At 41.6% G+C, this 14,890-nt stretch carries 13 protein-coding genes; 8 read left to right on the plus strand and 5 right to left on the minus strand.

Annotated features, from left to right (window positions below):
- Positions 1-332: 332 nt before the first annotated feature.
- Positions 333-1,328 carry a ParM/StbA family protein gene (locus TOL9009_RS0102570; protein WP_029630983.1) on the minus strand — a complete coding sequence of 332 codons (996 nt, stop codon included), beginning with the start codon at positions 1,326-1,328 and terminating at the stop codon, positions 333-335.
- Positions 1,329-1,581: 253 nt separating this feature from the next.
- On the opposite strand from TOL9009_RS0102570, the gene TOL9009_RS37675 reads away from it, so the two are divergent.
- Together TOL9009_RS37675 and TOL9009_RS0102590 are read left to right on the plus strand one after the other, a co-directional pair.
- Entirely contained in the window at positions 1,582-1,791 is a 210-nt protein-coding gene (locus tag TOL9009_RS37675) for a plasmid partition protein ParG (RefSeq protein WP_038295843.1), read from the plus strand.
- A 1,163-nt stretch (positions 1,792-2,954) separates the two neighbouring features.
- Entirely contained in the window at positions 2,955-6,761 is a 3,807-nt protein-coding gene (locus TOL9009_RS0102590; protein ID WP_029630984.1) for a primase-like DNA-binding domain-containing protein, read from the plus strand.
- 141 nt (positions 6,762-6,902) lie between these two features.
- Here TOL9009_RS0102590 and TOL9009_RS0102595 read toward each other — a convergent pair whose 3' ends face one another.
- From TOL9009_RS0102595 to TOL9009_RS48720, 3 genes are all read right to left on the minus strand, one after another.
- Entirely contained in the window at positions 6,903-7,274 is a 372-nt protein-coding gene (locus TOL9009_RS0102595) for a hypothetical protein (RefSeq protein WP_084763083.1), read from the minus strand.
- On the minus strand, positions 7,271-7,606 hold the full coding sequence (locus TOL9009_RS0102600) for a DUF5674 family protein (RefSeq protein WP_029630986.1): 336 nt from the start codon (positions 7,604-7,606) through the stop codon (positions 7,271-7,273). Before TOL9009_RS0102600 ends, TOL9009_RS0102595 begins: the two co-directional genes overlap by 4 nt.
- A gap of 661 nt (positions 7,607-8,267) precedes the next feature.
- Positions 8,268-8,393, minus strand: coding sequence for a hypothetical protein (locus tag TOL9009_RS48720; protein ID WP_260675818.1), 126 nt, complete (start codon positions 8,391-8,393; stop codon positions 8,268-8,270).
- Between the two features lie 256 nt (positions 8,394-8,649).
- Here TOL9009_RS48720 and TOL9009_RS46790 point away from each other — a divergent pair, with 256 nt between their 5' ends.
- From TOL9009_RS46790 to TOL9009_RS0102615, 3 genes are all read left to right on the plus strand, one after another.
- Positions 8,650-8,817 carry a hypothetical protein gene (locus tag TOL9009_RS46790; RefSeq protein WP_186227459.1) on the plus strand — a complete coding sequence of 56 codons (168 nt, stop codon included), beginning with the start codon at positions 8,650-8,652 and terminating at the stop codon, positions 8,815-8,817.
- Positions 8,783-9,256, plus strand: coding sequence for a hypothetical protein (locus TOL9009_RS0102610; protein ID WP_144238126.1), 474 nt, complete (start codon positions 8,783-8,785; stop codon positions 9,254-9,256). The genes TOL9009_RS46790 and TOL9009_RS0102610 overlap by 35 nt, the downstream gene beginning before the upstream one ends.
- Positions 9,257-9,362: 106 nt before the next feature.
- Positions 9,363-10,031, plus strand: a complete 669-nt coding sequence (locus tag TOL9009_RS0102615) for a ribbon-helix-helix protein, CopG family (RefSeq protein WP_029630989.1) — start codon at positions 9,363-9,365, stop codon at positions 10,029-10,031.
- Positions 10,032-10,495: 464 nt separating this feature from the next.
- On the opposite strand, the gene TOL9009_RS45015 is transcribed toward TOL9009_RS0102615, so the two are convergent.
- Positions 10,496-10,705, minus strand: coding sequence for a hypothetical protein (locus TOL9009_RS45015; protein WP_144238127.1), 210 nt, complete (start codon positions 10,703-10,705; stop codon positions 10,496-10,498).
- 76 nt (positions 10,706-10,781) lie between these two features.
- Between TOL9009_RS45015 and TOL9009_RS0102620 the strand changes: the two genes are divergently transcribed.
- The 3 genes from TOL9009_RS0102620 to TOL9009_RS0102630 all read left to right on the plus strand — a co-directional run bounded on the left by TOL9009_RS0102620 (position 10,782) and on the right by TOL9009_RS0102630 (position 14,877).
- Positions 10,782-11,198: a plasmid mobilization protein gene (locus TOL9009_RS0102620; RefSeq protein WP_029630990.1), complete on the plus strand. Its 417-nt coding sequence runs from the start codon at positions 10,782-10,784 to the stop codon at positions 11,196-11,198.
- A gap of 35 nt (positions 11,199-11,233) precedes the next feature.
- On the plus strand, positions 11,234-13,300 hold the full coding sequence (locus tag TOL9009_RS41945; protein ID WP_144238128.1) for a relaxase/mobilization nuclease domain-containing protein: 2,067 nt from the start codon (positions 11,234-11,236) through the stop codon (positions 13,298-13,300).
- Between the two features lie 812 nt (positions 13,301-14,112).
- Positions 14,113-14,877, plus strand: coding sequence for a hypothetical protein (locus TOL9009_RS0102630; protein WP_029630991.1), 765 nt, complete (start codon positions 14,113-14,115; stop codon positions 14,875-14,877).
- The last annotated feature ends 13 nt before the right edge of the window (positions 14,878-14,890 follow it).

Genomic DNA, 14,890 nt, shown 5'->3' on the forward strand with positions numbered 1-14,890 from the left:
GGCATAACCTATTAACATACTTTGAACCCTTAACAAGTACATATACTCGTTACTTAACAGGGTATGTTGACTTTGATATAATTACCGAGTTTCGTTACTAAACTTGATTCGGTTTCTGGTTTGCAATCTGGGTGGTCATAACAGTTAAAAAAACGACCGTTTATTTGACCTTATAGTTGCAATTAATTCTGGTTCAAATTTTAATATATTTTTGTAAAGTTGAAGCAGTTTTTAAGTAAACTCCCAAACTCCTGTTTGACAGGACTTTGGCTTAGTTGCAAATAATCCTGGTTGAAACCGATGATTGCAGGTTGGTTGCAGTTAATCCTGGCTCAGTTGCAATTAATCCTGGTTGAAGTGTAATTATAGTTGCAAATAATCCTGGTTTGGAAATGCGTTGATTGCAGGTTTGAGTGATTAGTATTGCAGGTTATTACAGCTAGGCGCAGGCGATCCGATAACCAAGGTTTGAGATGTCGTGCATAAATATGGCGGAAGTTGAAATTACGAGTGCCATACTGAAAAGTCGTATTTTCGATACCCTGGCGAATGATTTCAATGCTGCCAGCTTTGCCACTGCCTAAAAATTGAATTAACTCACTGTCACTGGCGATCGCATCCAATAAATCAATACAACCACCCACTTCCAAAACTTGCCGATGGATAATTGCACCACCAGGGGCAAAAACAGTCGGGATAACCGTCGAAGTTCCAAAATCAATGGCGATCGCATGGGCACTGCGGTCAATCAACGGCTCAGGTTTGACTGAAACGCAGTAGCTGTAGGAGCCAGCGCCTTCGGGTACAACTAAACTCACGTTTAAATTGACCTGTGAGAGTGGCGTATTTTTGCCGTTAAAACTGACAAAATGACTGCCGTTGGTTTTGTTGATTAACAAATCTTTGAAAACCTTCACATTATGTATAGATAGCACCAGATATAGGTTCCACTCTGGACGGTGGGGCAGGGTAGCCAACGCCCCAAGTAACGTGTGCAAGCCATATTCAGCCTTTAGTGCTGGGTCATCACTGAGCTTGATATGGGTTGTTGGAGCTTTCCAACTAGCAAGTGTACCTGTGAGGAATTCCCGTCCGACTAAATCCAGCCTGTCGCCTGAATGGTAGAAGAAGTGTCCACCCTCGTTAGATTGGAGGATATCGTGCAATTCTTCCTTTATTTCCAGCACTTTCGAGGGAGTGCGGACTTTGATTTGGTTTTCTGAGTCCCGATAGCAGACTTTGGTAAGTCCTGCCCCAGAATCGACCCCAACGGCAATGACTGGGCTAGTTTGGGGTGTTTCAGCCAAATATGGCTGAGTTACAAGCATTGGTTATTTCTCCAAATATTAGGGTGGTCAGCGCTCAATCCATTGCTAGGGGTAGAATTAAGGCGATTTTTGGCAATACAACTCTGTCGCCCAACTTGGACTGCTATTTGGCTTGCAGCAAGGATTTTGGGCGTTTTTGGTTATAGTGGTAGGATAGCAATGTACCAGTGCATTAGTCAACTAAGGCATAATCGATCTAAATATGTCGCTGTACCAATAAACTGATGGATAAGTTCATCAGTTGCGGAATAACGTGGCACAAGGAGAAACTTCTATTCGGGTATATCTAAAGCCAGAGGCAAAAGACAGATTTAAAACAACCTGTTTTCTCAAAGGGCTAAATATGTCTGATATTGCGGCTGAACTTATTGAGGACTGGTTGGCAAAAAATGCCGTAGATTTGCCTACTCCGCAAACCAAAAAATCTTCCTCACAAACCAAAAAACGTGAAGAAGAAACATGAACGCGCAAGCTTTAATTAAAATGCTTAGACTGCCATCAATACCCCGGCAACGGGCAAGTGATCGCATCTACCCAGCACATCCCCTGTGCTGCTTACCATCCGCGATCATCACGAATAGTGAGAAGCCAGAATCTCGGCACTCTACAATTTTTAAGGAGTAAATATGTCTTGATTCAACTAACAAAAAAATAACCAAAACACACATTGTTACTATCACTATCAACATAGATTAATGCTCATTGAGCAATCTTATTTTCTATGCCAAGTGATAGAAATTTATTTGCTGTAGAAAACACTATTGTTTGCTACGGTAAAAAGTCTTGTTTTTTTTTAACAGCCAGATTGTTAAGTTTTTTATACTTCACACAAAAAACGCTAATAAATATCTCTATAACCTTTAGCCAGAGATGCTTTTAACCATTTTTTATGATTTTTACTAAAATAGATTTACAGAAACCCCACAATCAACTAGGATCGATCTGAAACAGCTGCTTGCAAAGAAATAATGGCAACACTTCTTCAAGTTTTGTGCCACATTTGTACACCCCGTACAGCACAGAATCCAAGGGTGAAATTAGAGCATCATCTGTTAATCATGAAGATGCCTTTCATTGTTTCTATATAACTATCAAGCAATTAATGTTGAAGTCGAAGCGAGCATAGTGATTAGCTATCAAAATTCAGGAGGTGAGGAAACAAAATACTACAAGTCAATCCCCAAATATAAAAGCACCGCCCAAAAAGAGCGGTACTTTTACCCCCGAAGCGGGGTTGACAGACATTTTGAATAAAGAGCGGGTTACTCTCAAAAACCTAATCAGTGCCCAAGTTACTGTGGAAGGTAAAAACACTGTTTAAGTTGGAGAAGAGAGACAACACCAATAGCTAGCGAAGCATTAGCGGTTTAACACCGTCAACAAGGCTTATGCTAGCGGGTTTTGTGTAGCGGGTTTCGTGCCCGTTACGCATTATCTTAGCATTGTCGAGCGATCGCTTACATTCTTTTTGGAAGACTTTTACCAAAATTTTATTTTTAACCAATCAAAATGCCAAAACCTTCCCAAGAATGGTTAAAAATTCTCAAAAAGGAAAGAAGAAGCTAGATATCCACTGCTAACGGTGTACAACCCGCTCCAAAGTCCACAAAACTTTTGGAGAGTATCATGTACACATCATCTAACTCGGATCATCAGTCAGAAACCTTTGACATTCGCAACTTCCTAGACCGGCTTACCCCAGCCAAAGAGAAAAACAAGTACATTTGCCCCGTATGCGACGGACACAACTTAGGGATTAACCCAAAAAATGGGAAATATCAATGCTTCAACGGTTGTCAGTGCGACGATATCCGAGAAGCAATATCACCTTGGGCTGAAGTTGTTGGTAAGAGGGGAAGCGATCGCTCACAATCGACGAACACTCTTTACCCCAAATCGCACAAAACCAAACAATCACCCAAACCAGCCCCAATCCCGCAAGGTGAACTAATTGTAGTAAGATTGGCAGAAACTGCAACTGATGTACCCTCTCCCCAAAAACCGCAGTTTGTCCCAGACAGAGTAATCGACAAACTTAAATCGGATGGCGCAACCCCAGCAGAATTAAAGGAAATTACCGTCACCACCTATGATTATGGTAATGGGCAAACAGTTCACCGCTTTGAAAGCCCGTGTGCTGCTCACTATAAAGGACGCGCTAAATCCTTCAGCCAAAGCCACGTTGACAGCAGCGGTAAAACCAGGTGGAATAAGGGGAATAAACCCTGGAAGGCATATCGGCTAACAGAAGCTCTAGCTGCTGCTTCTTCTGTAAATGGAGTATCTATTTTACTTCAACACGAAGGTGAGGGTTGTGTTGAAATCGGTAGAGTAAATGCGATCGCCGGCTTCACATTTCAAGGTAGCGGTTGGGATAAAAAGACTATATCAAATGAATATCAACGCGCTTTGTCCGCTGGGATAGGGCTAATAGTCTTCCTGCACGACTTTGACGAAGCTGGATTAAAGAAAGCTCAACTATGCCAAAAATGTGCCGACAAAGTAGGAATTGCATTTATCGCCATTAACCCCCATGATATTTGCCCTGACTTACCATATAAGTCAAGTGATATCAAGGAAATTTTAGGGCAAATGTCAGTACCCGACTTTATCCGCAAGCTGGAAGAAGAAATTCATGCTGCTGTTGCCAAGCGATCGCTCGAACTACAACAAGAAAAAGAAAAAGAAGAACAACTTGAAGATGCCCGTCACTTCCAAATATCTCATTACGACGACCCCGAAAACCCAGAATCCTTTTACAAACCCATTTGTGAGAGACTGGGATTATCGCTCACTAATTGCGTAACCTCCACCACTTTTGACGGTTGGGCTTATCGGAATGTGTTTGATAGTGCTCAAAACTGGCGAGTTATCGATTCAGCGTTTTATCGTTGGTCAGAGTCAGTTGAAGTTTGGCAGCACCAACCAGATAACCGTATTTATACTTTAGTTGCCGACGCTGGGGAAAGAGCATTTAAACTCAAACACTCAGACAAATTTGGCTGGCAGGTGATTAAGCCTTATGAAACAAATAGTCACAAAGAATCAGCCTTTAAATTCTGCCGCAGCAAGTTAGAACGTCCAGAACCACTGCCAACAAATACACATTTACTGGCATTTGGCAACTGCGTTGTTGACTTGCGAACCGGGGATCGTTTGCCAAAAAGTAAAGATTTTTACCTAACTCACCTGATACCGCACGACTACGAACCCAACAAACCATGTCCCGAAGTCTTCCATGCATTTATAGTTGACTCTTTTGGTGAAGACATGCTGCCAGTAATTCGCGCATTCACCAGTATGTTTCTTGACCCAACTGCTCCTTATGGCAGATTCCCGCATCTAATTGGGCAAAGTGGCGGTGGAAAGGGGACATTGGGAAGATTTTGGGGTAGTTTATTTGGGAAAGAAGGTTCTGGCAGTGCCAGTAATTTTGTGGATATTTCTACCCCTGAAGGTCGCCATCAATACCTAACAGGTAAGCGAATATTTGGTTTCCCTGATATGGGTGGCTATGCCGAAGGAGTGCGGGCTTTTTACGAACTAGTTGACAATGGTCCCATGACCGGCAGGGCATTATTCAACCCAGTAGCATACGACAAACAGTGGTACATGCGGTTTTGGCTAGCCTCTGTAGACCACTTGCAAATTGAAAATGCTGGGGACGGCTGGGTGCGTCGTGCTTACCCAATTCCCGTAAAAAGCAGGGATATTAAAACAGACCCCGATTTGCGGGTGAAATTAGAAGCAGCTAAAGCTGATGTTATCAGTTGGGCGTTAGCAATGCCTCGTGACGAACGCGATCGGATACTGCTATCACGACCAGAATCAGAACGAGCAATAAATTTGGCACTGGACGCTGCTTTGTACGGAGATTCTACTAAAAGTTTTGTAGATTTGTGCTTGCGTCCATCGTCAGAGGCAAGTTTTGTTCCCAATCACCTGCTGCACAGTTGGTATGTAGCTTACTGCAAGGAACATGGCTACAACCCATTGGGGATGAGCAAATTTATTTCTCATTTGAAGACCATTTTACCGAGAAACTCTGTTGACCGCAGCTGGTCGCCAATGATTAACGGAAAACGCGATCGGATTCAGGCACATTGGTCCAATCTTGTTTCGCTACCTGGTGTATTTGTTTCATGGTCTCCAGAGGGTAGGGACAGCGGGGAAAGACCTCAGCCACCACAAAACCCAATTTGGATTTGCATTAAATCCAAGTGTAATGAAGGTGGGTTGATGGATTTTGAAGATTTCTGGAGTCCACCCGAACCCCCAGACGATTCGGGTAATGGGGGTAACGGTAATGGCGGTAATGGGGGTAATGGAGGTAATGGTTCGGGCAATGGCGGTAATGGCGGTAGCGGTTCGGGATCGGGAGGTACCGATTCGGGCAATGGGTGTAACAGTAATGGAGGTAACACCCCTACATCCCCCACTCCCAACAATCCACCAGTTTTCCGGGGTGAAATTGTGGAAAATAACCCACCAAAAAGCCCAGAAGCCAGTCACAGCATGGGTGTCCAGGGTGTCCAGGGGGAAATTTTTCATTCTACCTACCCTGGACAGGCTGAAACAACGCAATATCAAGGGTGTCCACCCTGTCCAATTGTCCAGGGTACAGGTTTCGATTTAGAAAAAAATAGTTCAGTGACCCAGCGAAATTTTCATTCTTTTGAAACGAATTTTTCCTCTAGCCCCATAACAGTGGGTGGACAAAATATGGACACCCTGGACAGTCGCTCTGGTACTGGGTTTCAGTCAACTGCTGTCAAGTGCGTTTTTTCAGGACAAATTGCTAATACACTCCCATTTGATTCATTCGCAAACGCGCAGGTAGTGTTATATACCCTAAGTCAAGAAAATGCGGCTGAGTTGCTGTTTGATTTAATTGGTATGTGGAGCGAGGAAGAATTTGCAGCAGTGCGATCGCATCTCACACACGAACAAGTGTCTTCAGTGAGACAGACATTAAAGCAGTATCGCGGTGCTACCCACTCCGACGCTGCTACTAACTCTACTGCTGTTGCCCACCAAACTGCTGCTACTAACGAAACCGCTGTTACTCACCAAACTGCTGTTACTCACCAAACTGCTGCTACTAATGAAACTGCTGTTACCCACCAAGCCGTTGCTACCCACCAAACCGCTGTTACTAACGAAACCGCTGTTACTAACGAAACCGCTGTTACTAACGAAGCTGCTGCTACCCACGAAACCGCGAATGTAGTCATACCGCAGTTAAAAGTTGGGGATGTGGTGGCTAGTAATGATCGTGAAAGTGTGGCTTACAATTGGCGTGGTAGAATTACTCGGTTCCACCCAGGAAATCCAGAACTTTGCTATGTCAACTATCCGGAACGAAGAACCGAACTAAAACTAAAACAAACAGAAATTTCTTCTTTGCTCTCTAAATTGCGCTTATTAGAATGACAGTCCCGGCTTCCCTAACACGAAAAATAGTAGAAAAAGGCAAGTTATTATATGGACGGAACGAAAAGCAGTTAGCCAAAGTCCGCACTTGATTTCAAATATAACCAGCAATGGGGAGCATCATGGCAACGTGCGGATGGGTTAAGCGCTCATCGAGTCCGTTGCAACAAGTAACCCCGACATATCCAACACTCGTTCCGACCAAGTAGCTGCTTTTGCAGCAAGTGTTGCAGTTTCGGTTGGGTTATCGCAAATAATCGACCAATTATGCTGCCATCCTCGTAACATATCTTGGATTTGGGTTAATTCGGTAGCATCATTTGTATAATCCGAGCGAAGTATTAACTCGATATATAACAAACTTTCTTCCAGTAACACTGGCACTACTTCTTGGTTAGCATTTTTTTGACACCAGGATTTGAGACGTGCCAGACTTGATGCCAATTCTCCCAATTGTTGTGGGTGGGGTTGGCGTAAAAAACTCGATTCAATTGCATTCCAGTTTGGCATCATAATCCTCCTAACAATCGTTGGGTAATTTGAGCAACTCGTTCTCTAATTACATTCGACTGAATCTCCATAGTACGATTGTTTTGACTTGGGCGGATGTTAATTATTGACTCAAATACCATTTCCTGCGTATATGGACACCAATCAGCACCCCAAATATCCCGTTGTCTACTACCGGATTTCAACAATTCTTGCTCGCATTCGTAATGATGTTCAGAACCACCCGCAAGAATTTCACGCTCAATATCTACTGCTATTTTAATAAATACTCCCCATACTTGTAGCATTTCGTTTAGCTGTTCGCTCTTCGCCGGTTCGCGGATTATTAAAATCAATTAAGATTGCCCCAACACTCATCAATATTAAGTTATACCGCTTAATTTACACGGACGTTTTATAAATTGGATAATTGGGTTTAATATCAAGCTCGAAGGAGTGAGTCAACAAAATATAACGAATACTGTTTATCCTTCCACGTTGCGATTGCCCTACCAGTCACAAAATTTATCCAGCGTTGCAACATTTCGGGAATTGCACCACTCGGTTCTCTAGCAACAAAATAATCGCTCTCAGGCTAGCTCAAAATCAATAAACGTATCAATTTCCTGTAACAACAAATCATCCAACAATCGCTTGTCTTCTACTGACGCTATAACTAAATCTCCCCTCAACTGCGACAATACAAACACACTGCGTCGCGTAGTTGCTTGGCAATCTCTACTAATTTATCATTCTTTATAACGCAACAAAGAGCGCTCAACACCAAATGGTAGCAAGGAGATTTAACGCTATCGTCGTTCTGAAAGGGATATTGTCAACTCGCGCACTTTCTTGTAACAATATCACCACCATACATATTCCCACCAACAAGGCTCGGTGCGTGCAATTTATCCAACACCAAGCGTCCCGCAATAGTAGCAAGCATATTTATGCTTACTAATAAAACCAATCAAAGCGCCTAATTTTTACTGACTATTAATATCAAATTATTGCACATCAGAAGTTGGAACGCCCCATTGGAGCGAAGGAACATATCAAGCTGATGATGGGATAGGGTTTGATACCCATAGAAAATGCCAGCTTGCGCTCTTCTACTAAACGTAGCTCATCCGTCACATCCATGCGATAATCCCCAACTCGCGCTTTCTGGCAACTAACTTTTATCGCTCTTTATTTGGTTGAGCGCTCCTTATATTCTCTGATATCTATCATTTATCTTATTTCCTCCAAAATACGCCAACATTCTGATATTTACCATTAAGCTAAAGTGCAGTTTTGTATTGCACGCTCTTAAAAGTTGCGAATATCCGCACTTGCACGGAAATCTTTTCTTTTATCGGTCGAATATGATGTCTACAGTCAAAATTTGTTATTAACAATGACCAAAAAAGCAGTCCGGATTAAAGATACTGAAAAAAAGCGTTCAAAAATTGCTGTTAGGCTAAAAGCTAAAGCAAACAATCCTAAAGATGCTACCTTGCGAGAGTTGATTGTTAGCCTCAAGTCAGAAATTGAAGAAGCATCTTTATGCTGGTTACGATTATGATGAGGTGGCAGAAGCATTTCAGGTTGAAGGTGTAGATGTAAAAGCAGCAACCATTAGGTCTTATCTACCATCCAAAACAAAACGTAAAAATACGTCGATATCAACTGATAACTCAGATGCGTCGAATGGTGATACCAATGACACTGCTAATTCTGAAACCGCAACAAAATCAAAGCGAACCAAAAAGTCAAAACCTGCTGACTCATCCGACTCTAATCAAATATTGGCAAGTAACACGCAACCTACATCTGATATAAATGTCGAACCCCCACCAATAGCAGGAGTAGGCACGCAAGATAATTCGGAGTTGGATGCTGCTTCAAAAGAAGGGGAAATGCAACCAATAGGAGAATTGAAGAAGCAAGATAATACTGCTGACCAATATATCTCCAGGCAATTAGATACAGCTAATTCCAACGGCAACAATAAAAGTACTTAAAATCAGCACTCTGTTTGATATCAAAGCAAGCAAGATTTAATACGAGTCAAGATATAAGGCACGCACTCGTGGCAGATTTATTTGAGATGAAACTATCAATCAAGTTATGGTCAAGAAAACAAATTGTGAGACTTTCAGCAAGAGTGATGAAGAAAAAAGCTTAGAAACGCTCGGTGTTAGAGTTCCACGCGAATGGATGGAAATAATTGATAATTTAAGCTCCGCGACCAATCGTAACAGAACTACAATTGCAAGGGAAGCAATCGGGCAATATCTTCAACAAAATATTGATACTATTCCCGACAGAATTACTGCACTAGAGTCGAAAATAGCACAAGTCAATGATAAACTAACAGTTGATACTGGTATTGTTGCACCATTAAACCAACGCCTCGACAAGTTAGAAGATATTCTGCAAGCAATATTACAAGCGCTTGGTGATATCAAACCCGAAATAAAAATAGTTGAAAAATTGAGGGAGACGATTTCCGATGGTGAACGGTATGGAGGAATCACCCAAACCGAATTACTAGAAAAATACCAGCTTTCGTACCACGTACTCGATAAGGAAGCGAAAGAAAAAGGCATACCATTCCACCAACTTGTAAAAGAGAAAACCGGGTGGTACAAAAAAGACCCTAATAAAAGACGCTCTCGGTGGCTGCCTCTGGAGAACAATGTTAATACAACTGTCCGCCAGCTTAATGGCAATACAGCTAATAACGGTAAAGAACCGACTCTAGTAAGCGATATAAATGACTCTTCAAGCAATTAGCTGTTCTTCTGTTCTTCTGTTAGCTAAAAGCTAAAAGCTAATCGCTTTTCTTGACGAATATCGCAATGTTAACGATGTTAACGGCTTCAGGAATGCGTTAGAGTGAAATCCAACAGCAAGGGGTGTAATTCTATTACTATGCTTACTTCGACAAAACCTACAATCTCTTAAAATGGAAACTCACACCCGCACTATTACCAGAGCGCAAAAGTAAACTTACTTAAAGATGTTAACGCTGTTAACGCTACGGATGGCATACTTGGATAAAACCCACAGTCAAATCGATTTGGAGCGGTACAGCTTACCCATTAGTGCAAGATAGTCCAACCAGTCAATGGACGTTTTTCTGCGTTAGCGGCGTTAACATTATACAACTGCCGCTGTCACGAATGGTGGTACTCTCTCCAGTATGCAAGGAATGTTTGGTGTATACTAAAAAGCCCCAATTAATGGGGAATATTACTTCATTCTTTGTGGGAGCGATCGCGCTGTATTTCTCTCCTCTTCGACGAGCGATCGCACTCGACGTAGCACACCATGTCAGCAGTAATCCGCGCAGTTGCACAGTACCACCCATTCGTTGAGTGCATCACCCACGTATGGGTGCAAGACTTCGACCATCCTCTGTTGTTGGTGGCTGTCTGACCCACAGATGCAAGGAATGTTTGCTGCATCCATAATTCCGCAATTCTAAGGTGGACGTTACTGTTATTAGCTAGCTACGGTGGTTGGTTGTAACCACAACTCGCTATGCAAACGGATAGTCAAAAGAAGAAAAAGAATAAGGCTTTATCTACAACCGACGAAACTACTACAAGTAAAAGAACCATTCGTCATCCAGTGAGCTTTTCGCAACTTGAAAGCGAAAAAATCAAGCAATATGCCTTTAATAGCAAACTGTCAATATCCGAATATCTGCGTCGTGCAGGACTCAGACGAAAAATCACCACTCCATTATTAAAAGAACAGTGGCAATTTTACAACCAACTTGCACAATTGAAATTGATTGCCAACCAACTTAAACTTTGTTTAACAGCAACAGCAGACAATAACGATATTAGTAATATCGTTGAACAACTCGAACAATTGCATTCGGATATTTGGACAACCACGCAGCAGTTGTTGGATATCGATAGAGATATGGATGATGAAACTGAAACTTTATAAAATTGAATTAGTACTGGGTAAAAGCGAGAACAACCTTGATTCCCAAAATATTTAAACATGGTAACTTTCTCCCCACTCTCAAGTATGTACTTGGGAAAGAGGGTGCGTCGATTATCGGCACTAATATGAATAGTGCTACACCCAACGAACTAGCACGAGAATTCTCGCTTGCAAAACGTTCCAACCCAGAATTTAAGAATGCTTGCGCTCATATAATATTATCTATCCCCCACCGCAGTAGCGAACATGCTAATGGTGAATATCACGAACATTTAGATGATTTGCAGTATGCTTATGTCGGTAAACGCTTCTTAGAAGAAATGGAATATTTGGGTGAGGGATTGCACAGAAGTCAGTATGTAATGGGCAGACATACTGATAGAGAACACGAACACATTCATATTATTGCTTCCCGAATTAAGATGGATGCTACTGTTGTTACAGATTCGTGGGACTATAGTAGAGCCGAAGTTGCAGCACGCAAGTTAGAGAAAGAATTTGGTTTAGAGCAAACACCTTGCAGTAGTGAAAAAGTTGTCCAAAAGCTGCAAGAAATAGGGATTATTGCAAGTGTTAGTCCTACGATTAGAAAACCGCAAACTATCAAACAGTTAAAGCATACTTCAGGTAAACCATCAGTAGCTCAACTGATAGCGGATGCAGTTGATGAAGCCTGTTCTGATAAACCAACCTTTACTCAACTAGTTAGCCGGCTAAAAGAGAAGAATATAATCGTCCATCCCAAGTTGGATAATCAGGACAATATATTGGGTATTGCTTACGAGATGGATGGGATAAAAATAGCTGGATATCAAATAGGTAAGGGTTATTCGTTCCCAGGATTACAAAAATATTTAGGTGTAGTATATGGCGAATCAGGACAACAACCAATTTCAAGAAATAAGCGAAGAAGAAAACGACTTACAGACGCAGCAAGCATTAAACGAATTACTGCAAGTATTGAACCAATTGCCGCAATCCTTAACACAGTGGGTAGAGAAAGTTCAATCGGTAGAGAATCAACAAGTATTGATAAAGTCGGAGATAGTCAATTTATCACAGACGATGCAAGCGTTGTCGAATCAATTATCGACTCCGAACCAATTAATAACCAACCAGACAGCAACGTTACAGAAAATAGAGCAGCAATTGACGAACAACAACCAAATATTGGGCAACCAAGCAACCCAGTTAAACCAACTAAAGGAAATAGAAAAAACCAACGCAGCAATTCAGAAACTAGAGAAACTGCTGCCGAAGAAGTACCCATTCAAGCTGATGCTGTCGGAGCAGATATTCACCTACAGGGGGCTAGCGGGGCTGCTAGCAATGATGGGAGTAATATCAGGAGCAACAGCCTGGATACTGATACAGATTCTACCACCAGAGGTACTCAACCGCACGAACAACAGGGCGAACAGCATCGAGATTCGGTTGCAGAAGATAGAAGAGAAACTGAAGAAGTAAATGCTAACTCTCCTCAAACTTATAATATTGATTGGTTAATAAAGCTACGTACTGAACCATTATTTCAAAACCTAATAAAAGAAACTGGTAGTGAAGCAAAAGCGATATACATTATTGGAGAAATTATCAAGCAACAAGGTGCAATCACACCGAATACTACCATTCAACCCGAACCAACTTTAGAAGTAGCACTAGAGAAGTCCAATATATCTGCTAGAAGTGCTGAAAAACCTGCATCACAGCAATTTTCAACCCAAGCCTCGGATGCAGCCCAACAGCAGCAGTATGCAAATCAAATTGCGTCTGTTATCCGCAAGTACTTTGAACTACAAGGTTACAAACGCAAACGCTATAAGAGCGATCGCCACGAACTACTGCTCTCTAACGAAACCTATATTCTCAAGCGGACTAGTGGCGAAGTAATTGCCATTATACCACTCGACCCAAACAAACCAGCCCAAGGTCAAGGGTTGACACCAGACGAGGTGAAGGAATTTTTACAATTCAATGAGAAATTGAAAAAATTGTCACAGCAGAAGCAGCAAGAGTCCAAGCAGCAACCAAAACCCCAACAGCAACTAAGTCTGAAAAAGCCGCAACAACGGAATCGTTCCGACTCTGGTTTTGAATTGTAAAGCCATCTCAAAGGAATCGCGCTTACCCGCTTGAAGAAGCGCATAGAATAATGCAGAAGTATCGCGCAGCATCTTCATCTACGGGCGATCGCTCCAAAGAATGAGCCGCACTCATCGTGAGTATAGAACAACGCAGTGCTAGTCCCATCATGAAACGAAAACGAATTCGTTACGATTTTACCCCATGAAGGGGCAACGCAACTAATTGTTTTCTCCTTGATACTCACGCTCGGAAAAACGCATCTTAACCAAAAAAATATTTCCCAAAGGCTTCTTATTCTAGTACGTAACTAAAAGTTGAGACTCTTTGTAAGCAGTCGTCCCAGGCAGTCCTGCCTGCTTGTAAAGCCGTATAATAGCTTTTCAGATGAATAACCTAAACAACGCACCAATAATCAGTAAAAAACAGTAATATTTCTAAAACGTATTAATAATTACATTGCCGTAAAATGGTGTACTACGCCCAAATCCGACAATTGGCAACGAAATAGATGAAAAAGGGGCAACTACATATTTTAGCTTTATGAAGCACTCATAAAATCATCATTAAAAACTACACATACACTGAAAATCAACCCCAGACGAAGTTAGGTAGAAATAGCATTAATATTTATTACTAAAATAGATTAAAAATAGTTAAGCAGAAAAAGCAAAGTTATCAAGGCAGGACTGTTACTCAAATTGTGGTTTGAATGCCAAACACCAGAAATATTAAACCGGATATTTGATTATCCGGTAAAAGTTGGCGTGCCACTTAACGAAGAGCTAATTTAACCAACAGCAAAAAGCATCTATCAAATAAAGGAAAAATTATGAATCAACAATTATCTGGTTTAAATATCGATATAGTATTTGCTACTAAAAAACAAGCAACATCAACCATCAATATAGACTTCTTTAGCGGTGCAGGTATTGTTGACGGAGAAATCAAACTTGCTTCTCAACCAGTCAATTCCAAAAACTTTTCACGCATAGAGCTTGAAGAAAATATCGTCATAGTTGGAGAACCAAACCGCATTGTCTTCTCAGAAGCAATGGTTGATAAAACATATGAAAAGCTGGTAATTCCAGCAATGGCACGTAAATACACCCAAACACTTCCCAACCTCGAATACGAAGCAATTGGTATTAATATTCGAGGCTTTCTTTCATTCCCAGATTCTCAAGATGCAGCATCAAGATATATCGCATCAAACTTTCTTGCTGCTGGTACATGGCAAGCAATTGGAACTTCTCCAATGCGTGCTTCTATCAACTTAGTATTTCAACTAGAACGCGCTCCTTTATATCTCAGTATCGCTGAAGCTACTGTTAGACAAGCAGACGAAACTACTACACCAATCGTCATGTTTAGCGGCAGTTTTAGTTATACACTCAATGGTGAAAGTGCATCAGAAAAACTAGCTTATATGCACGATTGTATCGGTAACTGGCAAGCAGACTTTGCAGCATTTACAGATATTATCAACAATCATTTTCTCGCACAAACAGCCACAAACAGCTTCCCACAGTTACCGCATATAGATTCTGATAGTGTTGTAAGTCCAGACTTATTTGCTATGAGTGGTGTTGCCTAAAGCGGTTAGCGGT

Origin of the sequence: [Scytonema hofmanni] UTEX 2349, assembly GCF_000582685.1 — a bacterium.
In the GTDB taxonomy this organism is placed as follows: Bacteria; Cyanobacteriota; Cyanobacteriia; order Cyanobacteriales; family Nostocaceae; genus Hassallia; species Hassallia hofmanni.